General features: G+C 65.8%; 14 protein-coding genes and 3 pseudogenes. 8 read left to right on the top strand and 9 right to left on the bottom strand.

The genetic code is table 11. The annotated features are described in order from the left end of the window. The first annotated feature begins 129 nt into the window (after positions 1 to 129). Together QP164_RS00365 and QP164_RS00370 are read left to right on the top strand one after the other, a co-directional pair. Positions 130 to 1,641 carry an ATPase domain-containing protein gene (locus QP164_RS00365; RefSeq protein ID WP_279388901.1) on the top strand — a complete coding sequence of 504 codons (1,512 nt, stop codon included), beginning with the start codon at positions 130 to 132 and terminating at the stop codon, positions 1,639 to 1,641. Between the two features lies 1 nt (position 1,642). Next, on the top strand, positions 1,643 to 3,622 hold the full coding sequence (locus tag QP164_RS00370) for an ATP-binding protein (protein ID WP_333921749.1): 1,980 nt from the start codon (positions 1,643 to 1,645) through the stop codon (positions 3,620 to 3,622). A 181-nt stretch (positions 3,623 to 3,803) separates the two neighbouring features. On the opposite strand, the gene QP164_RS00375 is transcribed toward QP164_RS00370, so the two are convergent. From QP164_RS00375 to QP164_RS00400, 6 genes are all read right to left on the bottom strand, one after another. Then, the gene (locus QP164_RS00375; RefSeq protein ID WP_435368399.1) at positions 3,804 to 5,210 is read right to left on the bottom strand and encodes a coniferyl aldehyde dehydrogenase; all 1,407 of its coding nucleotides are present in this window, start codon (positions 5,208 to 5,210) and stop codon (positions 3,804 to 3,806) included. Between the two features lie 64 nt (positions 5,211 to 5,274). Further along, positions 5,275 to 5,955 (bottom strand): hypothetical protein, encoded by a 681-nt coding sequence (locus QP164_RS00380; protein WP_333921751.1) that lies wholly within the window; start codon positions 5,953 to 5,955, stop codon positions 5,275 to 5,277. A 37-nt stretch (positions 5,956 to 5,992) separates the two neighbouring features. Continuing rightward, positions 5,993 to 7,198 carry an acyl-CoA dehydrogenase family protein gene (locus tag QP164_RS00385; protein WP_333921752.1) on the bottom strand — a complete coding sequence of 402 codons (1,206 nt, stop codon included), beginning with the start codon at positions 7,196 to 7,198 and terminating at the stop codon, positions 5,993 to 5,995. A gap of 12 nt (positions 7,199 to 7,210) precedes the next feature. Then, a complete protein-coding gene (locus tag QP164_RS00390; protein WP_333921753.1) occupies positions 7,211 to 8,308 on the bottom strand; it encodes an acyl-CoA dehydrogenase family protein in 1,098 nt (365 codons plus the stop codon). Beyond that, positions 8,305 to 9,843, bottom strand: coding sequence for an acyl-CoA synthetase (locus QP164_RS00395; protein ID WP_333921754.1), 1,539 nt, complete (start codon positions 9,841 to 9,843; stop codon positions 8,305 to 8,307). The genes QP164_RS00390 and QP164_RS00395 overlap by 4 nt, the downstream gene beginning before the upstream one ends. Beyond that, complete coding sequence (locus QP164_RS00400) at positions 9,843 to 11,096, bottom strand: acetyl-CoA C-acetyltransferase (RefSeq protein WP_333921755.1); 1,254 nt, start codon at positions 11,094 to 11,096, stop codon at positions 9,843 to 9,845. Before QP164_RS00400 ends, QP164_RS00395 begins: the two co-directional genes overlap by 1 nt. Positions 11,097 to 11,209: 113 nt before the next feature. On the opposite strand from QP164_RS00400, the gene QP164_RS00405 reads away from it, so the two are divergent. Together QP164_RS00405 and QP164_RS19670 are read left to right on the top strand one after the other, a co-directional pair. Beyond that, positions 11,210 to 11,764 (top strand): TetR/AcrR family transcriptional regulator, encoded by a 555-nt coding sequence (locus QP164_RS00405; RefSeq protein WP_333921756.1) that lies wholly within the window; start codon positions 11,210 to 11,212, stop codon positions 11,762 to 11,764. A gap of 57 nt (positions 11,765 to 11,821) precedes the next feature. Then, a pseudogene (locus QP164_RS19670) lies at positions 11,822 to 13,440 on the top strand (choline dehydrogenase). 214 nt (positions 13,441 to 13,654) lie between these two features. Here the strand turns inward: QP164_RS19670 and QP164_RS00420 are convergent. After that, positions 13,655 to 14,434 (bottom strand): SDR family NAD(P)-dependent oxidoreductase, encoded by a 780-nt coding sequence (locus QP164_RS00420; RefSeq protein ID WP_333921757.1) that lies wholly within the window; start codon positions 14,432 to 14,434, stop codon positions 13,655 to 13,657. Positions 14,435 to 14,538: 104 nt separating this feature from the next. On the opposite strand from QP164_RS00420, the pseudogene QP164_RS00425 reads away from it, so the two are divergent. From QP164_RS00425 to QP164_RS00440, 4 genes and pseudogenes are all read left to right on the top strand, one after another. Then, positions 14,539 to 15,908: pseudogene (locus QP164_RS00425) on the top strand (cytochrome P450). Between the two features lie 42 nt (positions 15,909 to 15,950). After that, positions 15,951 to 18,026: a S9 family peptidase gene (locus QP164_RS00430; protein ID WP_333921758.1), complete on the top strand. Its 2,076-nt coding sequence runs from the start codon at positions 15,951 to 15,953 to the stop codon at positions 18,024 to 18,026. Next, entirely contained in the window at positions 18,023 to 20,131 is a 2,109-nt protein-coding gene (locus QP164_RS00435) for a S9 family peptidase (protein ID WP_333921759.1), read from the top strand. The genes QP164_RS00430 and QP164_RS00435 overlap by 4 nt, the downstream gene beginning before the upstream one ends. A 48-nt stretch (positions 20,132 to 20,179) precedes the next feature. Beyond that, positions 20,180 to 20,494 (top strand): hypothetical protein, encoded by a 315-nt coding sequence (locus QP164_RS00440; RefSeq protein ID WP_333921760.1) that lies wholly within the window; start codon positions 20,180 to 20,182, stop codon positions 20,492 to 20,494. A gap of 191 nt (positions 20,495 to 20,685) precedes the next feature. On the opposite strand, the pseudogene QP164_RS00445 reads toward QP164_RS00440, so the two are convergent. Further along, positions 20,686 to 21,632: pseudogene (locus tag QP164_RS00445) on the bottom strand (aldo/keto reductase). Continuing rightward, positions 21,629 to 21,865, bottom strand: coding sequence for a hypothetical protein (locus QP164_RS00450; protein ID WP_333921761.1), 237 nt, complete (start codon positions 21,863 to 21,865; stop codon positions 21,629 to 21,631). The pseudogene QP164_RS00445 and the gene QP164_RS00450 overlap by 4 nt, the downstream one beginning before the upstream one ends. Positions 21,866 to 21,939 lie beyond the last annotated feature (74 nt).

Below are 21,939 nucleotides of genomic sequence, written 5' to 3' on the forward strand. Positions count from 1 at the left end.
ATCTGCGCGTCGTTTGAGCCAGCGGCGGCGCGGACATTGCCCCGGCTTTGCGATTATCCCGCGACCTCCTATGTTCACCGAGCTTTGGTGTCCGATAGTGGCGCGCCGGGCGAGAGGAAGGAGTGCCAATTGGCACAAGACGACGACCTGCCGACGCGGGCACGGACAGGGATCGACGGGCTCGACGATATCCTCAATGGCGGACTGACCCCGGACCGGATGTATCTGATCGAGGGGACGCCGGGCACGGGAAAGACCACGCTCGGGCTGGGGTTCCTGCTGGCTGGCGTGGAGGCGGGTGAAATCGGCCTGTATATCACGCTGGCCGAGACCGAGGTCGAACTGCGCGCGGTCGCCAAGACGCATGGCTGGTCGCTGGACTCGCTGGTGCTGTTCGAGATGGTCCCTGCGGACGGGTTCAGCGAAGATCACGAACAGACGTTGCTCCACCCGAGCGAAGTCGAACTCGGCGAAACGGTCCGCGACGTGATGGCAAAGGTCGACGAAATCCGCCCGGCGCGGATCGTCATCGACAGCCTGTCCGAATTGCGCCTGCTCGCGCAGAGCCCGATCCGCTATCGTCGCCAGATCCTCGCGCTGAAGCACTTCTTCTCGACGCGCGACTGCACCGTGCTGTTTCTCGACGACAAGAGCGGCAGCGGCAGCGATCTCCAGTTGCACAGCATCGCGCACGGTGTGGTGTCGCTTGAGCAGACGCTGTCCGGCTTCGGGTCGCAACGGCGGCGGCTGCACGTCGTCAAGATGCGCGGCGTGCGGTACCGCGGCGGCTATCACGACTTCGAGATCGAGCGAGGCGGGCTTCGCGTCTATCCTCGACTAGTCGCGTCGGAGCACGGCGATCCCTATTCGGACGAGGCGATGTCGACCGGGTCGAACGAACTCGACGCTTTGCTTGGCGGCGGGCTCATTCCCGGCACGGCCACGCTGCTGACCGGCCCGGCGGGCGTCGGCAAGACCACCGCATCGGTACAGTGCATGATCGCAGCGCTGAAGCGCGGTGAGCGCGCCGCCTATTTCCTGTTCGACGAGCGGTTGCCGACGTTGCTCAAGCGGAGTGACGCGCTCGGCATGGACATGGCGCCGTTCGTCGACAGCGGGCAATTGCTGTTGCGCGCGATCGACCCTGCCGAAATGTCGCCGGGGGAATTCTCGAACGCGGTGCGTGCGGCGGTCGAGGTACACGGTGCCAAGGTCGTCGTGATCGACAGCCTGAACGCATATCTGCAAGCGATGCCGAACGAGCAGTTCCTGATCCTGCAGATGCACGAGATGCTGACCTATCTCGGCCAGAAGGGGATCGTCAGCCTGCTGATTCTCGGGTTGCACGGGATCACCGGCGACGTCCGGTCCGATGTCGACCTGAGCTATCTGTCCGACACGATCGTCCAACTGCGCTATTTCGAGGCGCATGGCGAAGTCCGTCAGGCGATTTCGGTGATCAAGACGCGTACCGCACGGCACGAACGGACGATCCGGGAGTTTCAGATCGGCAGCAGTGGTCTGCATGTCGGCGAACCTCTCCGGCATTTCCAGGGCGTGCTGACCGGCGTGCCGACATTCTCCGGTGAAGGGAAAACACTCATGGCTAGCCGGATCGGGACCGAGGACGCGCAGCGCTAGCATGCAGGATCGGGTGCTAATTCTCGCGCCGCGTGGCCGCGATGCGGCAATTGCGGCCGACCTGCTCGACAGAAACGCGATCGTTGCGACGATCTGCGACGATCAAGCGGCGTTGCTCCGACACCTCGATGTCGGGGCGGGTGCGGTGCTGCTCACCGAGGAAGCGCTGACCGCCGAGGATTCGACCGCGCTGACCGCCTGGGTGTCCGCGCAACCAAGCTGGGCGGATATCCCGTTCGTCGTGCTGACAAACGGCACCAAGACGCCGCGGACATTGCACGCGACGCAGCGCCTGCGCGATCTTGGCAATGTCGTGCTGCTCGAACGGCCGCTCCATGCCGAGGCGATGCTGGGCGCGATCCGGTCGGCGCTGACCGCACGCAGTCGGCAATATGAACTGCGCGATGTCGCGGTCACGCTCGAGCGCGCGGTCGAGGATCGTACCGCCGAACTCCGGCTGGCGCGTGAAAGCCTCGAAATCGCGCTCGATGCGGCCGGGATGGGCAGTTGGGACTTCGACCTGAAGACCGGGGAAACGCGCCGGACCCAGCGGCATGACGATATCTTCGGGTATCCGCACGGGGTTGCGCAGTGGAACCTCGACTCGTTTCTTAAGCATATCGATCCCAAGCAGCGCGACGACGTGAAGCATGCGGTCGACGAGGCATGGCGGATCGGGACGCTCGATCTCGAATGCAGCATCGATGCGGCCGACGGCGTCAAGCGCTGGGTTGTCCTGAAAGGCCGGGTCCGCCACGATCCCGAAGGTGCCGCGGTGCGGATGTCGGGCGTCATCTCCGACGTGACCGATCGCAAGGAAGCCGATGCACAACTCGCGCAGGCGCAGAAGATGGACGCGATCGGCCAGCTGACCGGTGGCGTGGCGCATGATTTCAACAATCTGCTGACCCCGATCGTCGGCAGCCTCGACCTGATGCGACGGCGGCACAAGGATGACGAGCGGACGCAGCGGATGATCGGGGGCGCGCTACAGGCGGCCGAGCGCGCGGCGACGCTGACCCAGCGCCTGCTCGCGTTCGCACGGCGCCAGGCGTTGCAGCCGCGCGCGGTCGATATCGGCGCATTGATCGACGGGCTTGTCGACCTGATCCGTCGATCGCTCGGACCGTCGATCACCGTGGTGCTCGAAGTGCCGCGGCATCTGTCGTCCGCGCGGGTCGATCCCAACCAGCTCGAACTGGCGCTTCTCAATCTCGCGATCAACGCGCGCGATGCGATGCCGGGGGGCGGGCGGCTGACGCTGTCTGTCAGTCAGTCGGTGGTCGACGATCGCAATATGGTCGGGCTCGCGGCGGGGAGTTATGTCCGGCTGACCGCGGCGGATACCGGAACCGGGATGGACCGCGCGACGCTGGCACGGGCTACCGAGCCCTTCTTCTCCACCAAGGGCGTCGGCAAAGGCACCGGGCTCGGCCTGTCGATGGTCCATGGTCTTGCCGCACAATCGGGCGGCACGCTGCGCCTGACGAGCGAGCCAGGCGCGGGGACCGCAGTGGAGCTTTGGCTGCCCGCGACGACCGAGACGCCCGTCGATACGATCGAAACCGCGTCCGAACCCGTCCAGGCGCGACAGGGCGCGAAGGTGCTGCTGGTCGACGACGAGGATTTGGTGCGCGCGGCAACCGCGGATATGCTGCGCGACATCGGCTATGTCGTCATCGAGATGGCATCGGCGAGCCAGGCGCTGTCGGCGATCCGATCGGGCGTCGATGCCGATATTCTCGTCAGCGACTACCTGATGCCGGGGATGACCGGGGGCCAATTGATCGGGGAGTTGCGATCGTCAGGCAACCGCATGCCGGCGCTGCTCGTCACCGGCTATGCGGCGGCGGGCGAGGATGTCCCCGACGACATCATCCGGCTCGCCAAGCCGTTTCGCCAGGTCGACCTGGCCGCGCGGGTCGACGAATTGCTGCGGCAATCGCCCGCGGGGCGGCCGAAACTGCGCGCATCCGACTAAGGCTGATCGCGCATTCGATTTGAGATTGCCACCTCGGCTTTCTCACCGTCATGCCGGACACGGTCCGGCCTGCAAGGTCTGTAAAATCGACGGCCCCGCGCCCTGTTCTTCCGCGAAGGCGGAGCCCGGTCTGGATCCCCGCCTTCGCGGGGAAACAGGCTTGCTTACTCGAAAAGGATACTCAGCGGATCATGCGCGCGATCGTCTTGGCCGCCGCCGCGCCGTAAGGCGGCTTCAACCCAGCGAGCTTGGCGACATCCAGCCGCGATTGCTTGAAGACCGCGCGCGCATGGCTGAACGTGCGGAAGCCGTCGATGCCGTGATACGCGCCCATGCCCGACGGGCCGCTGCCGCCGAACGGGAGGTCCTCCATCGAGATGTGGAAGATCACGTCGTCGAGCGTCACCCCGCCCGAGATCGTCCGGTCGAGCACGCGGCGGCGTTCCGTCTTGTCGTTACCGAAATAATAGATCCCGAGCGGCCGGTCGCGGCGGTTCACCTGCGCGATTGCGTCGTCGATGCCGTCGTAGCGGCGGATCGGCAGGACCGGGCCGAAGATCTCCTCCTGCATGACGATCATGTCGTCGGTCACGTCGCGGACGATGTGCAGCGGCATTTTCCGCGAATTGGCGGCGCCGAAATCCTCGTTGGCGGGGTTCACGACCTCGATCGTCGCACCCTTGGCGCGGGCGTCGGCGATCCAGTCGGTGAGGCGCTGGTGGTGGCGATCGTTGACCACCGATGTGTAGTCGGCGTTGGCGAGCAGGGTGGGGTACATCGCGCTGGCCGCGGCCTTGATGCCGTCGACCACCTTGGCCTCGTCCGCCGAGGGGACGAGCATGTAATCCGGCGCGAGGCAGATTTGTCCCGCGTTCATCATCTTGCCGAGCGTCACGCGTTCGGTGGCCTTCGCGATATCCGCCGATGCGCCGAGGATGACGGGCGACTTGCCGCCGAGTTCGAGCGTGACAGGGGTCAAATTGTCGGCGGCGGCGTGGAGGATGTGGCGGCCGATCGCGGTCGCGCCGGTGAAGATGAGGTGATCGAACGGGAGTGCGGAGAACGCCTTGCCCACCTCCGCATCGCCCGAGACGATCGCGAGTTCGTCCTGCGCGAAATACTGCGCGGCGAGTTCCTCGAACAGCGCGGCGGTCGCGGGGGTGTACTCGCTCGTTTTCGCCATCGCGCGATTGCCCGCGGCGAACACGCCCGCGAGCGGCCCGACCAGCAGGTTCACGGGGAAATTCCACGGCGCGATGATGCCGATCACGCCCTTGGGCTGGTATTCGACCCACGCCTTCGCGCCGAGCAGGCCAAGCGGGAACTGGACCGGACGGCGGTCGCGCTTCATCCAGCGGTCGAGATGCTTGGCGGCATGCGCGATCGGCGCGAGCGAGGCGCCGATATCGGTCATCATCGTCTGCTCTCGACTCCGGTGGCCGAAATCCTCCGAAACGGCGTCGCAGAACCGCGCGGCGTTATCCCTAACCATCGCCGCCGCGCGCTTGAGGCGGTCTAGGCGGACGGCCTTGGTGACGGGCATCTCGGCCATGAACGCTTCGCGCTGGGTGGTCAGGATGGTGTGCATGTCGGTCATCGGGACATCCTAGGAATGGGGAGTTTTCAGGCATTCGAGCGCATGATTGGTGATGCTATTGATATGTTCTGAGGTACGCCGTCGGGATATCGACCGCGTACAGCAAGCCGGACAAGGCCGCGATTACAAACGCGCCGAAGACGACGCCGAGACTACAGAAAGCCGCCAACAGGCCGACTCCCAACCGTTGGCTTCGGGCGTATGTCAGCCAATAGGCCGCGCACCCCAGATGCGTGAAAAGCGCGGTGATCGCGAGCAGGTAATAGGGCGCAAAAAACCAGTAGAATCCGGCGACATGAAAGCCTGCCGCAGCGAACCGAAAATCGGTGTCGAGCGCGAGCACGATCCGCCCGTAGAGTATGGAGGCGACATGATTGAGCAGAAACGCCGACAGGTACAGACCGGAGATGGCCTGAAGCCAAGCCACGATGCCCGTTCTTCCGCGCCAGCCGCGAATGACGAGCGTGATACCACTCAACACCTGGACTATGATCAGCGTGAGAAGGATCGGCTCCACGACCGGGTTGCGATAGACGGGGCGGATCGAGGCCATGAACGCGATATGGTCGGCCTGACCCTGCAGGCCCACCAAGTGATTAGCCATGTGCAGGACGGCAAACGTCAGCAACACCAGGCCGGACGTTCTATGCGCGACGCGAAGCGTTGACTTGTACGGGCGGCGCGTCGTTCGATCATCACCGTTATCAAGTATGATGACGGGATGATCGCCAGTCATCGGCGACGATCAACGGCTAGGGCGCGATTGCTAATGTTCATGCCCCCACCGGCAAATCCCGGAACGCCTGGTCCTTGTCGACGCGGATTTCGCCGGGGAGGCCGAGGACGCGTTCGGCGATGATGTTCTTGAGGATCTCGTCGGTGCCGCCGGCGATGCGCAGGCCGGGCGCCCACATCGTGGCGGCATGGAACGCGCCTTTCAGCGGGGTCAGTGCGGGGTCGGATATGATGCCGTATTGATCGCCCGCCTCGACCGCGGTGTTGCCGATGTCCTGCAACTGGTTGGCGGCGACGATCTTGCCGATCGAGCTTTCGGGGCCGGGTACCTGACCCTTCGACAACGCGGTGATCGTCCGCATGCGGGTGTTGCGCAGGCCCTCCGATTGCACCCACCAGTCGGCGAGCGTCTGGCGGAACGCGGTGTCCTTCAGCAGCGGGCCGTCTGCGCCATTGGCCTGGGCGGCGAAGGCGAGGATGTCCTCGGGGCCGACGCCGCCGCTCGTGCCGATCGCGAGGCGCTCGTTCATCAGCGTGAACAGCGCGACCTTCCAGCCGCCGTCTACGGGGCCGAGGCGTTGTGCGTCGGCAATCCGGACATCCTCGAACCAGACTTCGTTGAAGCTCGACCCACCGGACATCTGGTGGATCGGGCGGATCTCGATCCCCGGCGCCTTCAGGTCGAGCCAGAACATCGTCAGGCCCTGGTGCTTGGGCACGTCGGGATTGGTGCGGACGAGGACGATGCCATAGTCGCTGTAATGCGCTCCCGAGGTCCAGACCTTCTGGCCGTTGATCACCCAGTCGTCGCCGTCTCGCACCGCACGCGTGCGGATCGCGGCGACGTCGGAGCCGCCGGCGGGTTCGGAGAAGAGCTGCGACCAGATCTCGTCGCCGCGCACCGCTGGGCCGACGAAGCGCCGCTTGGTCGCGTCGTCGGCATAGGCCATCACCGTCGGCACGCACATGCCGAGGCCGATCGTGAAATAGCTGCCGTCGACCGCGTGGCGCGCTTCTTCCTGCCCGAAGATGACGCTCTCGATCGGCGTTCCGCCGCCACCGCCCCATTCCTGCGGCCAGGTTATGCACGCATAGCCGCCCGCCGCCTTGCGCGCCTGCCACGCCTTCGCCTTGGCCATGTCGTCAGGGTAATGGCCCGCGTCATGCTCGGCGATATTTGCGTCGAGCCAGGCGCGCGCGGCGGCGCGATAGGTGGCTTCGGCGTCGCTATCCTTGAAGTCCATGTGCTGCTCCGATCAGGCGGCGTTGCGCATTTCGAGTTGGCCGACGAGGCGTTCGCGCCACGCCGCGGGGCTGCCGGCGACGAGCGCGAGCTGGCGCGAGCGGCGGTAGTATAGGTGGCAATCGGACTCCCAGGTGAAACCCATCCCGCCATGCGTCTGGATGTTCTCCTTCGACGCGAACCAATACGCGTCCGACGCAGCAACCCGCGCGGTCGCGGCGGCGAGCGGGAGTTCGGCAGCGCCTGCGTTCAACGCCCACGCGCCATAGTACGCGTTCGAGCGCGCGAGTTCGTTCTTCACGTACATGTCGGCGAGCTTGTGCTTGATCGCTTGGTAGCCGCCGATCTGCCGGCCGAACGCATAGCGATCGAGCGCGTAGCCCTTCGCCATCTCAAGACAGCGATCCGCGCCGCCGAGCTGCTCGAACGCGAGGAGCACGGCGGCACGGTCGAACACCGCCTGCATCGCGGCGATGCCGTCGTCGGTGCCAAGTCTTTCGCAGGGCGCGTCGGTGAAGGTGAGGCGGGCGGCGCTGCGGGTCGGGTCGAGCGTTTCCAGGACTTCCGCAGTAACGCCCGCGCCCTTCTCGACGAGGTACAGGCCGTCGCGCGCGAGGACGAGGATCAAGTCAGCCACATCGCCGTCGGTGACGGGGATCTTCTCGCCGGTGAGCTTGCCGGCGGAGACGGTGGTACGGATCGAGCGTGCGGTGACGGGGCCGGCGCCTTCGGAGGTGGCGAACGCGCCGATGACGTCGCCCGCCGCGATCCTCGGCAGCCATCGGACTTTCTGGGTGTCGCTGCCGTACAGCATCAAGGCTTCGGCAACGAAATAGATGGTCGAGGCGAACGGGATCGGGGCGCAGGCCCGCCCCAGTTCCTCGGCGATCGCGCAGAGTTCGATATGGCCGAGGCCTAGTCCGCCGAACTCTTCCGGGATCGCTGCGCCGAGCCAGCCTTGTGCGCCGACGGATTTCCAGAGATCTGCGTCATACGCGGTGGCGGGATCGTTGAGCACTGTGCGGACACGGTCGCTGCCGCAATGTGCGCCGAGAAACTTGCGCGCTTCGTCCTTGAGGAATTTCTGGTCGTCGGTATAATCGAAGTTCATGCGGACTCCTTCGAATGCGCCCAATATTCGTCGCGGAGCAGGCGCTTGTAGAGCTTCCCCGTCTCGTGCCGCGGCAGCGTCTCGCGCAAGTCGATCCGGCGCGGCGCCTTCACATGGCTGAGGTTCGCGCGGGCGAAGGCGCTGAGTTCGGCGGCAAGTTGCACGCGATCCTCGGTCGGGTCGGCGGGGCAGATTATCGCCACCACCTGTTCGCCCATCTCGTCGTCGGGCGCGCCGATCACCGCGACGTCGGCGACCTTCGGGTGAGTGACGAGGAGATTCTCGATCTCGGCCGGATAGATGTTCACGCCGCCCGAGATGATCATGAAGCTCTTGCGGTCGGTGAGGTAGAGATAGCCTTCCTCGTCGAGCCAGCCGACATCGCCGAGCGTCGTCCAGCCATGCGCGTTGGCCGCCTCCGCGGTCTTGGCGGGATCGTTGTGATATTCGAACGCGCCGCCGCCCGCGAAATACACGTCACCTTCCGCGCGTGGTGGCAGCGCGTTGCCGTCCTCGTCGCAGATCATCGTCTGCGCGGTCAGGTTGCGGCCGACCGAGCCCTTGTGCGTCAGCCATTCCGCGCTGGAGATCGCGCAGAACCCGTTGCCTTCGGTGCCGGCGTAATATTCGCCGATGATCGGCCCCCACCAGTCGATCATCGCCTGCTTGACCGGGAGCGGGCAGGGGGCGGCGGCGTGCCAGACGGCTTTCAGCGACGACACGTCGTAACGCGCGCGGACTTCGGGCGGCAGTTTGAGCAGGCGGATGAAGTGCGTCGGCACCCATTGCGCGTGCGTGACGTGGAACCGCTCGATCGCGGCCAGCGCGGCCTCGGGGTCGAAATGCTCCATTACGACGACGGTGCCGCCGACCTGATGCACCGCCATCGACCAGCGCAGCGGCGCGGCGTGATAGAGCGGCGCGGGCGAGAGATAGACCATCTCGGGCGTAAACCCGTACAGCCCCTTGCCGAGCATCACGAGCGGCGAGACGTTGGTCCCGAACGGCTCGTCGGACAGCGCGTGCTTCACCCCCTTGGGCTTGCCGGTGGTGCCCGACGAATAGAGCAGGATGCCGCCGGGCGAGGGATCGGCAATAGGCGCGGCGGGTTTCGCATCGCGCGCGGCTTCGTAAGACGCGTACCCGTCGACCGCGCCGTCTACGACGTAGCGCCGCACGTCATTGAGCATTGGAACGAGGGCCGCTGCCACCTCTGCGCAACCTTTACTCGCGATCAGCACGCGGCAATCGCCGTCGCGAATGATGTAGGCCGCTTCGCTCGCGGTCAGTTTCGACGACAGGCAGGTGCAGTACACACCGGTGCGTTCGGCCGCCCACATCACCTCCAGATAGCGCGGCGAATTGTCCATCAGTACGGCGATGCCGTCGCCGCGCTTCAGCCCGAGCGACCGGAGCAGATGCGCGCCTTGGTTCGCCCGCACATCTAAGTCCCGATACGTCACCGTCTCGCCCGTCGCCGCCATAATATAGGCGGGTTTGTCGGGCGTCGTCAGCGCGTGCGCGACGGGGTGCATCAGACGCGCTCGATGATGATCGCCGGGGCCATCCCGCCGCCCGCGCACATCGTCACGAGCCCGCGCTTCAGGTCGCGGCGTTCGAGCTCGTCCAATATGGTGCCGATCAGGATCGCGCCGGTCGCGCCGATCGGATGGCCGAGCGCGATCGAGCCGCCATTGACGTTCACCTTGTCGCGGTCAAGCTTCAGGTCGCGGATGAACTTCTCGGCGACCACCGCGAACGCCTCGTTGATCTCCCACAGATCGATATCGTCGACCGTCAATCCAGCCTTCGCCAGCACTTTTCGCGCGGCGGGGACGGGGGCGTTAAGCATCAGCGTCGGGTCGTCGCCCATGTTCGCCATCGCGACGATCCGCGCGCGCGGTTTCAGTCCGTGCTTGGCGGCATAGTCGGCGCTGGCGAGCAGCACGGCGGCGGCGCCGTCGACCACGCCCGACGAATTGCCGGCGTGATGGACGTGCTTGATATCGACGTCGGGATAGCGGCGGTTGATCTGCTTGCGGTACGTCGTGCCCTTGTCGTCGAGCGGTATGTCGGCAATCCCGGCAAACGAAGGGCGCAACGCCGCGAGGCCCTCGGCGGTCGTATCGGGACGCGGATATTCGTCCTTTTCAAGCACCAGCGCGCCGGTCGCGTCGGTGACCGGGACGAGGCTGCGGTCGAACCGCCCTTCGGCGATCGCCACCGCGGCACGCCGCTGGCTCTCAAGCCCAAGTGCTTCGAGCGTTTCGCGGTCGATACCCTCGATGCTGGCGATCGCGTCGGCGCAGATGCCCTGGTTCGATTGCGGATGCGCCGCGTCGAGTCTCGCGTTGCCCGAGCCGATCCCGAGCGGGCGCTTCCCCGCGGCCATGTCGTCCTGCATCATCGTCGTGGTCAGCGACATCATCTCGGTACCGCCGGCAATGACGAGGTCTTCCATCCCGCTCATGATCTGCGCCGCGGCGAAGTTTACCGCGGTAATCCCGCCGCCGCAGAACCGGTCGAGCGTCGTCCCGCTCGCCTTGACGTCATAGCCCGCATCAAGCGCCGCCATCCGCCCGAGATCGCCGCTCTGTTCGCCGCGCTGCGTCGAGGTCGACCAGATGATGTCGTCGACATTGGCGGTATCCAGCTTGTTTCGCTCGGCAATCGCCTTCAGGACGGTCGCGGCGAGATGTTGGGGGTGCATGTGCGCAAGCGCGCCCTTGCCGGTCTTGCCGATACCGCGCGGGGTACGGACGGCGTCGATGATCAGTGCCTCGGCCACATCGCTCTCCTGTTGCACCCGCCGGTTCGGTCGTGGTGCCTGAGCCGGATTGCGTCCGGCTTCGGTACGACGTAACATTCGTTATGGGGAATGGCTTGTCAAGCAGGGTATTGGTGGACGAGGCGACGGCATCGCGGGCGGATCTGGCGCCGCGCGATTGGCTGGAAATCGGCTTGCAGTTGCTGAAGGATGGCGGGCTGCGCGCGTTGAAGCTCCGAGGCCTGGCGCAGACGCTTGGCGCGTCGACGGGGAGCTTCTACCATCATTTCAAGGACTTCGATGGGTATCATGCGGCGCTCGCAGGGTATTTCGTCGAGGCGCATATCGATCCGTTGATCGTATCGCTCTCCGCGTCGGATCTGTCGCCGGTCGAGCGTATTCGTGCGTTTGCGGACCATGTCCGCGATCACGACATGGCGCAGCTGGCGCTCGCGATGCGGGCCTGGGGGAAAAGCGACGTGCGGGCGGCGGCGGCGATCCGCGAGCACGATGAAAAAGTGATGGCGTTCCTGATCGCGGAGCTGGCCGCCCATGGGTTCGAGCCGGTCGAAGCCGGGATCCGCAGCTATGCGCTGCTGGCGATCGGGCTCAGTCAGGTCCACGCGGACGAGGGGATCGAGCGTAGCGTGTTGCGTGAGGGATTGCTGACCCTGCTGTGCGAGCGCTAGCGTAGCGAACTGACGCGACTCCGTAAAAAAGCGGAGCGTGAACAAGAGGATGCGGGCATGCAGACGTATGACTACGTAATTATCGGCGCGGGCTCGGCCGGCTGTGTGCTCGCCGCGCGGCTGACCGAGGACCCCGATGTTAGCGTGCTGCTGCTCGAGGCGGGCGGGCGCAACGACGGCGTGCTCGTGCGGATGCCCGCGGGCGTCGGCGAACTCATCAAGAGCAAGAATGCGAGCAACTGGGGCTTTTCGACCGAGCCCGAGCCGCATCTCGACAATCGCCGCCTGTGGTGGCCGCGCGGCAAGGGGCTGGGCGGCAGTTCGTCGATCAACGGCATGATCTACACGCGGGGCCATCCGCAGGATTACGACGAGTGGCGGCAGATGGGGCTGCCGGGCTGGTCGTTCGACGACGTGCTGCCGTATTTCAAGCGGCTCGAGGGGCATCATCGCGGCGAGTGCGCCCTGCACGGTGGCGGCGGTCCGCTGACGATCTCGGGCGGCGAGTCGGACAGCCCGTTCTACGACGCGCTGGTCGAGGCGGGACGGCAGGCGGGGTACCCGGTAACCGAGGATTTCAATGGGGCGAGCCAGGAGGGGTTCGGGCGGTACGACCTGACCGTCGCGGACGGGAAGCGGTGGAGCACGGCGGCGGCGTATCTGCGGCCGGTGCTGACGCGGCGCAATCTGACCTGCGTGACCGGCGCGCGGACGACGCGGATCCGGATCGACAGGGGCGTGCCGTCGGTGTCGACTATGTGCTCGACAAGGGGGCGCGGGCGGAGTCGGTGACGGCGGCGCGCGAAGTGTTGTTGTGTGCGGGGGCGGTGCAGTCGCCGCAGATTCTCCAGTTGTCGGGGATCGGCGATCCGGATCGGCTGACCGCGGCGGGGGTTGGCGTGGTGCATGCGCTGCCCGGCGTCGGCGAAAATTTACAGGATCATCTCGACGTCGTGATGAACTGGAAATCGCACGGGCTGAGGACCGGATACGCGATGACCAAGGGTGTCGGGATGATCGGGGTCGGGCTCAATTACCTGTTGCGCGGCAAGGGCGCGGGGCGGCAGCAATTCCTTGAAGCCGGTGCGTTCGTGGCGTCGCGTGAGGGGCTGTCGCGGCCCGACGTGCAGATCCACGCGGTGCTCGCGATCATGCAGGATCACGGCAAGGTGAAGGCGACCGAGGACGGCTTCACGCTACATCTGTGTCAGTTGCGGCCGGAAAGCCGGGGTCGGATCGGGCTAAGCTCGGCCGATCCGTTCGCCGATCCGGTGATCGTCGCGAACTATCTCGCGACCGCGGAGGATCGGCGGGTGATGCGGGCGTGTGTCGGGATCGGGCGTGAGGTCGCTCGGCAGGCTGCGCTCGATCCGTACCGTGCGGGGGAATTGTCGCCGGGCGAGGATGTGCGGACCGACGACGAGATCGACGCTTGGGTAAGGCGGACGGCGGAGACGATCTATCACCCGGTGGGGACGTGCAAGATGGGCACCGCGGACGACAAGCTGGCGGTGGTCGATGCGACGTTGGCGGTGCGCGGGTTGCAAGGTTTGCGGGTGGTGGATGCGTCGGTGATGCCGACATTGATCGGCTCGAACACCAACGCGCCGACGATCATGATCGCGGAGAAAGCGGCGGATATGATCAAGGGGCGGCAACTGGCGCGTGCTGCTTAGAGGGCGATCGGTATTTGCATCCTCCCCCGCAAGGGGGAGGTGGCACCGTAGGTGACGGAGGGGAGGACACGGAGCCGGCGTTTCGCTTTCCTCCCCTCCGTCTGGCAAGCGCCAGCCACCTCCACCTGGCGGGGGAGGATTAGCAGGTCGCGTTCACCTGGACGGAACGACTTGGCCCCTTGCCGCCTTTTCCGTGGGAACGGTGAGGTAGATCCTACCGAGGCGCCATCCGGATCGCGCCGTCCAGCCGCACGTCTTCGCCATTGAAATACCCGCATTCGATCATCGTCAGCGCGAGCGCCGCAAACTCCTCAGGCCGCCCCAAGCGCTTGGGGAACGGCACCGATGCCGCCAGCGCATCGCGCACCGGCTGTGGCGCCGCCGCCAGCAGCGGCGTGTCGAAGATCCCCGGCAGGATCGTGTTCACCCGGATCCCTTCGCTCATCAGGTCGCGCGCGATCGGCAGGGTCATCCCGACCACGCCGGCCTTTGACGCAGAGTACGCCGCTTGTCCCATCTGGCCATCCTCCGCCGCAGCACTAGCGGTGTTGACGATAGCGCCACGTTCGCCGTCCTCGCCGGGTTCCAGCGTCAGCATTCCCGCCGCCGATTTGGCGAGACAGCGGAAGGTGCCGACCAGGTTGATCTGGATGATCCGGTCGAACGCATCGAGCGGGAAATGCTTGATCGAGCCGTCCTGCTTCGAGCGCCCCGCGGTCTTCGCCGCATTCCCCGTGCCTGCGCAATTGACCAGGATCCGCTCCTGGCCGTGCGCCGCGCGCGCCGCCGCGAACCCCACATCGACACTGTCGTCGGACGTGACGTCGACCTTGCAGAACACCCCGCCGATCTCCGCGGCGAGCGCTTCGCCCTTGTCCGCCTGGAGGTCGAAGATCGCCACCTTCGCGCCCTTGGCGGCCAGCGCGCGCGCGGTTGCTGCGCCCAATCCCGACGCGCCGCCGGTCACGACGGCAGCAGTGTGTGCGAGGTCCATGCATCTCTCCTGTCAAAGCCCCGGGATCCGCGCCCCGGTTGCAGAACAATAGTTATGCCCGTATCCTGGCGTTGCCAAGCCGGCATGTCGCTGAGGATCCGTCGATGAGCCACGCCATGTTGCAGAACGCCAGCGCGCACTGGCTCCCGCGTCAGCGTAAGGGCGCGCTCGATCACATCCCGGGCAATTACGGCCTGCCGTTCGTCGGCAACACCTTCAAGTTGCTCGCCGATCCGATCGCGTTCTCGGAGGATATGGCGGCGCGCTATGGCCCGGTGTATCGCAATCGCGCGCTCGGCGGCACCGGCGTCAATCTGCTCGGTCCCGACGCGAACGAGCTGGTGCTGTTCGACCGCGACAAGATCTTCTCGTCCGAACAGGGTTGGGGACCGGTGCTCAACCTGCTGTTCCCGCGCGGCCTGATGCTGATGGATTTCGACAAGCATCGCGCCGACCGGAAGACGCTGTCGGTCGCGTTCAAGCCTGAGCCGATGCGGCATTATGCGACCGAACTCGATGCGGGGATCGAGGCGGCGATCGGTGGCTGGGCCGGGCAGACGTTGCGCTTCTACGACGTGGTGAAAAAGCTCACGCTCGATCTCGCCGCGACCAGCTTCCTCGGCGTGCCGCTCGGCGCGGAGGCGGACCGGATCAATCAGGCGTTCGTCGACGAGGTGCAGGCAAGCGTGTCGCCGATCCGCAAACCCTGGCCCGGCACGCAGATGCGCAAGGGCGTGAAGGCGCGCGCGTACCTCGTCGACCTTTTCGAGCGTGAAATCCCTGCGCGGCGGACCGGCGACGGCCAGGATTTCTTCTCGCAATTCTGCCGTGCGACCGATGACGACGGTGCGCCGCTGTCCGCGCTGGCGATCGCCGACCATATGAACTTCCTGATGATGGCCGCGCACGACACGATCACGTCCTCCGCGACCAGCCTCGTGATGCTGCTCGCGCGCAACCCCGAGTGGCAGGAACGGCTGCGCGAGGAAGTCGCTGCGCTGGACCCGGCGCTGCCGCTGACCGAGCAGCTCGATCGTCTCGTGCTGACTGAATATGCGTTCAAGGAATCGCTGCGGATGATGCCGCCGGTCCCGTCGATCCCGCGCCGCGCGCTGAAGGCTTTCAGCTTTGGGGGTATGACATTCCCGCGGGCACGAGCGTCGGGACGGCGATCACCTATACGCACCGGATGCCCGAATACTGGCCCGATCCCGAGCGGTTCGACCCGTTGCGCTTCACGCCCGAGGCATCGAAGGGCCGCCACCGGTTCGCCTGGGTGCCGTTCGGCGGTGGCGCGCATATGTGCATCGGGCTGTATTTCGCGACGATGCAGATGCGACTGCTGATCGCGCATCTGCTCACGCGCTACCGGATCGAGGCGGCGGCGGGCAGCGGCGACACATGGCAGGTCTTCCCGATCCCGCGGCCGAAGGATGGTTTGCCGGTGACGTTCGTACCGCTTGCCACCCCGTAATAGTGTGTCATCTTCGCGCGGTTCATTCGAAGGAGCCGTTCGTTGCGCTTGACCCTTGCCCTCCTCCTGCTCGCGGCAACGCCGGCCTTTGCCCAGCAACAGCCGGCCGCGCCGATACCTGACGGCCCGACACGCAGCTTCACCGGCAGCGACCTGTTCGGCCTGACGATCGCCGCCGACCCGCAGATCAGTCCGGATGGCAGGACGATCGTCTACGTCCGCCGCACGGGCGACGTGATGACCGACAAGATGCAGTCCTCGCTCTGGCTGATCGACGTCGCAAGCGGTCGCCAGACGCCGTTCGCCACCGACGGCAGCAGCCCGCGCTGGTCACCCGACGGGGCGCGTATTGCCTACGCCGCGCGCGACGGCGAGGGATCACAGCTGTTCGTCCGTTGGATCGGCGGTGCGCAGAGCGCGCGCGTGACCAGTTTCCCCGGCGATCCGCAGGCGCTCGCCTGGTCGCCCGACGGCACCAAGCTCGCCTATATCGCGACGGTAGCAGGCGAGGGCGCCAAGCTCGGCACGCAGCCGCCCAAGCCCGAGGGCGCGAAATGGGCCGAGCCGCTGACGATCATCGACCGCGTCAACTACCGCAACGACGGGCCGGGCTATGTAAAGCCGGGTTACGACCACCTCTTCGTGGTCGGCGCGGACGGCGGCGCGGCGCGGCAACTGACATACGGCAAGTTCGACGATGGCGGCCCGCTGTCGTGGACGCCAGACGGCCGCAGCATCGTCTTCGCCGCGATCCGTGGGCCCGCCGCCGATCGCCAGGTGATGAACTCCGACGTGATCGCGGTCGACGCGACGAGCGGCACGATGCGGACGCTCACGACGCGTGACGGTCCCGACGCGCAGCCGCGCGTATCGCCAGACGGCAGCAAGATCGCGTGGCTCGGCTTCGACGACAAGCGCCGCAGCTACGAGAACACGCAACTCTATGTCGGCGACCGTGACGCGGGATCGCCCCGCTCGCTGACCGCCACGCTCGACCGCGCGATCGACGATGCGGTGTGGTCGGCCGATGGCCGCAGCCTGTACGCGAGCTATGACGACCACGGCCAGCGCCGCGTCGCCCGCGTCGGTGTCGACGGCCGCGTCACGCCGCTGATCGACAATGTCGCGGGCGGCGGGCTCGACCGGCCCTATACCGGCGGCGAGTTCTCGGTCTCGAAGGGTGGGACGATCGCCTATACCGGCGGCGATGCGAGCACGCCCGCCGACGTCTGGGTGCTGGCGGGCGGCAAATCGCGACGCCTGACGATGCTCAACGCGGTGCTGACCGGATCGAAGGCGCTCGCGCCGGTACGCAAGATCGCGGTGACCGCACCCGATGGTCGCTCGATCGACGCGTGGCTCGCGACCCCGCCGGGCCGGGTTGTGGGGCAGCGCGTGCCGCTGATCCTCGAAATCCACGGCGGTCCTAACGCCGCCTACGGCCCTGGTTTCGCGACCGACATGCAGCTCTATGCCGCCGCTGGCTATGCGGTGCTTTGGACCAACCCACGCGGATCGACCTCCTACGGCGCCGAGTTCGCCAACCTCATCGACAAGACCTATCCCGCTGCCGATTACGACGACCTGATCGCCTCGGTCGACGCGGCGATCAAGGACGGCACCGCCGATCCCGAAAACCTGTTCGTAACCGGCGGCTCGGGCGGCGGGCTGCTGACCGCGTGGATCGTCGGCAAGACCGACCGGTTCAAGGCCGCCGCGACGCAGAAGCCGGTAATCAACTGGATCAGCGAGGCGCTGACGATGGACAACACGCTGTTCACTTCACGCTACTGGTTCACCAAGCTGCCTTGGGAGGATCCGATGAGCTATTGGAACCGCTCGCCGCTGAGCCTGGTCGGCAACGTCAAGACGCCGACGCTGGTGGTGGTCGGGGGCGACGATTACCGGACCCCGGTGAGCGAGTCCGAGCAATATTATGCGGCGCTCCAGATCCGCGGCGTGCCGACCGCGCTGGTGAAGGTGCCGGGCGCGAGCCACGGTGGCCTTGCCGCTCGCCCGTCGCAATCCGCGGCGAAGGCATCGGCGATCATCGCCTGGTTCGATCGATACCGGAAGCCGGCAGTCGCAACAGCACCGGCACAGGGAGCAGCACAGTGACGATACGGTACATGATGCTCGCCGGCGTGGCGCTGGTCTCGACGGCGGCGGTCGCGCAGGTCCAGCCGCCGCGCGTGGCGAAGAAGCCGTTCCAGGTGACGTCGCCCAACGGCGCGCGCGAGGATGATTATTACTGGCTGCGCGACGATACGCGGAAAAACCCCGAGATGCTCGCCTATCTCGCTGCGGAGAATGCGTACGCCGATGCGCAACTCGCGTCGCTGAAGCCGCTTCAGGCCAAGCTCTACGAAGAGACCGTCGCGCATATCAAGCAGGACGACAGCTCGGTCCCGTATGCGAAGAACGGCTATTATTACGGTTCGCGGTTCCAGACGGGCGCGGATTACCCGATCCTGGAGCGTCGCAAGGGCAGCCGTACCGCGCCTGCCGAAACGCTGTTCGACGAACCGGCGATGGCGAAGGGCCATAGCTTCTTCGCGCTGAGCGACTGGGCGGTAAGCCCCGACAACGCCCGCGTCGCCTGGGCCGAAGACACCGTCGGCCGTCGCCAATATGTCCTCAAGGTGAAGGACCTCGCGACCGGCGCGACGATCGCCGACTCCGTTTCGAACATCGAACCCAACGTCGTCTGGGCGGACGACAACAAGACCTTGCTCTACGTCGAAAAGGACCCGGTGACGCTGCGTGGCTACCGCGTGAAGGCGCACGTCCTCGGCTCGCCGGTCGCCAGCGATCGGCTGTTGTACGAGGAGAAGGACGACACCTTCTCGATCGACGTCTCGCGCACGTCCGACGACAAGTTCGTCTGCATCGGCGTGAGCAGCACGGTCAGCGACGAGCAGCGCTGCGCCCCAGCCGCCGCCCCGACGAATTTCACGATCGTCGCGCCGCGCGCGCGCGAGTTCCGCTACAGGTCGGATCACATCGGCAACCGCTGGATCATCCGCACCAACAGGGACGCGAAGAACTACAAGCTCGTGACTGTCGCCGACGCCGATCTGGCCAAGGGCACGGCGGCGTGGCGCGACCTGACTCCCGCCAGCGACACCGTCTTCATCGAGAGCTTCAAGCCGTTCGACGGGTTCGTCGCGATCGACCAGCGCGAGGGCGGCAACCGGATGATCCGCGTGCTGAACGATGCGGGCAAGTCGACCGCGGTCACCGCCGACGAACCTGCCTATCGCATGGCGCTCGAGGTGAATGAAGAGACGGCGACGCCTTGGGTTCGCTACACCTACGGCTCGCTCGTCACCCCGACGACCACCTACGAGGTCAACGCGAAGACCGGCGAGCGCCGCGTGCTGAAGGTCGCGCCGGTGCCGGGATACGACCCTGCGAAATACGCCACCGAACGCGTCTGGGCGCCTGCGCGGGATGGCACGCGCGTGCCGGTGTCGCTGGTCTACGCCAAGGGCACCAAGCGCGACGGCACCGCGCCGCTCTTCCAATACGCCTATGGCAGCTACGGGATATCGAGCGATCCGGGCGTCGATCCGGGCCGCATCGGCCTGCTCGATCGCGGCGTGGTGTATGCGATCGCGCATATCCGCGGCGGGCAGGAGATGGGCCGTGGCTGGTATGACGACGGGCATCTGCTCAACAAGAAGAACAGCTTCACCGACTTCATCGATGTCACGCGGTATCTCGTCGCGCAGAAATACGCCGCCAAGGACCGCGTCGCGGCGATGGGCGGCAGCGCGGGCGGCCTGCTGATGGGCGGCGTCGCGAACATGGCGCCGGCGGACTACAAGCTGATCATCGCGCAGGTGCCGTTCGTCGACGTTGTGACGACGATGCTCGACGCGTCGATCCCGCTGACGACGTTCGAGTATGACGAGTGGGGCAACCCCGCGCAGAAGGCGTCGTACGACTATATGCTGAGCTATTCGCCGTACGACAACGTCAAGGCCAAGGCGTATCCGGCGCTCTACGTCGGCACCGGGCTATGGGACAGCCAGGTGCAATATTACGAGCCGACCAAGTGGGTCGCCAAGTTGCGCGAACTGAAGACCGACAAGAACCCGCTGCTGTTCCGGGTAAACATGGAGGCGGGGCATGGCGGCAAGTCCGGCCGGTTCGAGCGCTATCGCCAGAATTCCGAGTGGCAGGCGTTCATGTTGCAACAACTTGGGCTGGCTAAATAGCGGCCTGGCACTCGGAGCGGTGCCGTATCGAAACGAGAAGGTGCGCGGATGCTGGTTCGGATTTTCATGGGCGCGAGTTGGGCTGCGGCAGACCGGCAAGAGGATTACGAGTTCGATGCGCTGCCGTCGGTCGGGCACAAGCTCGCGATCGCGTATGACGATGGTTGGGAGGTGGCGACGGTGCGCGACATCGTCCATCGGCTGACCGATCAGGAGACGGCGGCGGATATCGCGGTTCTGGTGTCGGCGCCGGTTGCGAGCGGGAATGCGGCGGATGCGCTGCCGCTCGCCGGGTTGGATGGTGTTTCCGCGAAGACGCCGGGTGTGTCGGTGCCGAAGACGGCTAGCCCTTGGGGTTCATGAGGCTCTGTCGTTGCGAAGCGTCACGCCACAGTTCTGAAATGGTTGTCCGAAATCACCCGGCAAAACCCGTCATCCTGACGAAAGTCAGGACCCAGAGCACCAAACGTTGTCTAACGTTGACTACTGTAACCCTGGGTCCTGACTTTCGTCAGGACGACGTGGAGGTTCGCGGACGTCTGATACTTGAAAGTCTACGCACCTGCGTCAGTCAGGGTGTCGAGCTGGTCCTTCGACAATTCAAGCGTCATCGCGGGCAGCAAATCCTCGACCTGCTTCACGCTGGTGGCGCTGGCGATCGGCGCCGTCACGCCCGGCTGTGCGATCAGCCAAGCCAGTGCCACCTGCGCGTGCGTCGCACCAGTGGCTTCGACGACCGCGTCCATCGCGTCGAGCACGGCCTTGCCCTTGCCTTCGAGCAATTCGCCCATCCGGCCGCCGCGAACGCTCTGGCCGAGATCGTCCTTGGTACGGTATTTGCCGGTCAGGAAGCCGGAGGCGAGACCGTAATAGGGCAGCACGCCGATATTCTCGGTGACGCAGTAATCCTGCAATTCGCCTTCGAACTTGGTCCGGCTGACGAGGTTATATTCGGGCTGGAGCACATGATAGCGCGGCAGGTCCGACGTCTTCGCGGCCTCGACAGCGGACTTGAGGCGGGCGGCGTGGAAGTTCGATGCGCCGATCACGCGGACTTTCCCCGCATCGACCAGCTTACCGAACGCTTCGAGGACGGCTTCCCGCGTCTGCGAGTCGTCGTCCTGATGTGCGTAATACAGATCGATGCGATCGGTGCCGAGACGCTTGAGCGAGGCTTCGGCCGCCGCGGCGATACGCGCGGGGGCAAGCTTTTCGCCGCCCTCGCCGGGGAGCATGCCGACCTTGGTCGCAATCAGCACGTCGTCGCGCTTGCCGCTGGCCTTCAGCCATTCGCCGATCATGCTCTCGGATTCGCCACCCTTATGGCCGTCGACCCACGCCGAATAGACGTCGGCGGTATCGATCATTGTGCCGCCACCCGCGACGAATGCGTCGAGCACGGCGAAGCTGGCGGCGCGGTCGGCGGTCCAACCGAATACGTTGCCGCCGAGAACGAGGGGGCGATCTTCAGATCGGTCGAGCCGAGGCGGCGAAGGGTCATCGGGTCTGATCGCTTTGATTCGAGAGGGGATTCGAGAGAGAATTCGAGGATGCTTCGGTGTCGGGCGCAGTGTCGTCAGGAGCGGCGGCGACCGCGTTCAGCTCGACGCTGTTGGCATCGAGCATCGCGGCCGCTTCGTTCAACTGATGCGCTTCGTCGGCGGTAACGGCACCGGGATCGCTGGCGGGTGAGCAGGCCGCCAGCGAAGAAATAGCAAACAGCGCCCCCACCATCACACCGTCATGCCAGCGAAAGCTGGTATCTTTCCGTGTCGGTCGTCGTGACCCGAACCGGAAGATCCCAGCGT

Origin of the sequence: Sphingomonas sp. LR59, from assembly GCF_036855945.1 — a bacterium.
GTDB lineage: Bacteria > Pseudomonadota > Alphaproteobacteria > Sphingomonadales > Sphingomonadaceae > Sphingomonas.

Excerpts from the sequence above, each read along its gene's own strand:
- QP164_RS00370 (WP_333921749.1), top strand. The coding sequence starts at position 1,643 with ATGCAGGATCGGGTGCTAATTCTCGCGCCGCGTGGCCGCGATGCGGCA.
- QP164_RS00375 (WP_435368399.1), bottom strand. The coding sequence starts at position 5,210 with ATGCACACCATCCTGACCACCCAGCGCGAAGCGTTCATGGCCGAGATG.
- QP164_RS00380 (WP_333921751.1), bottom strand. The coding sequence starts at position 5,955 with ATGACTGGCGATCATCCCGTCATCATACTTGATAACGGTGATGATCGA.
- QP164_RS00385 (WP_333921752.1), bottom strand. The coding sequence starts at position 7,198 with ATGGACTTCAAGGATAGCGACGCCGAAGCCACCTATCGCGCCGCCGCG.
- QP164_RS00390 (WP_333921753.1), bottom strand. The coding sequence starts at position 8,308 with ATGAACTTCGATTATACCGACGACCAGAAATTCCTCAAGGACGAAGCG.
- QP164_RS00395 (WP_333921754.1), bottom strand. The coding sequence starts at position 9,843 with ATGCACCCCGTCGCGCACGCGCTGACGACGCCCGACAAACCCGCCTAT.
- QP164_RS00420 (WP_333921757.1), bottom strand. The coding sequence starts at position 14,434 with ATGGACCTCGCACACACTGCTGCCGTCGTGACCGGCGGCGCGTCGGGA.
- QP164_RS00440 (WP_333921760.1), top strand. The coding sequence starts at position 20,180 with ATGCTGGTTCGGATTTTCATGGGCGCGAGTTGGGCTGCGGCAGACCGG.
- QP164_RS00450 (WP_333921761.1), bottom strand. The coding sequence starts at position 21,865 with ATGGTGGGGGCGCTGTTTGCTATTTCTTCGCTGGCGGCCTGCTCACCC.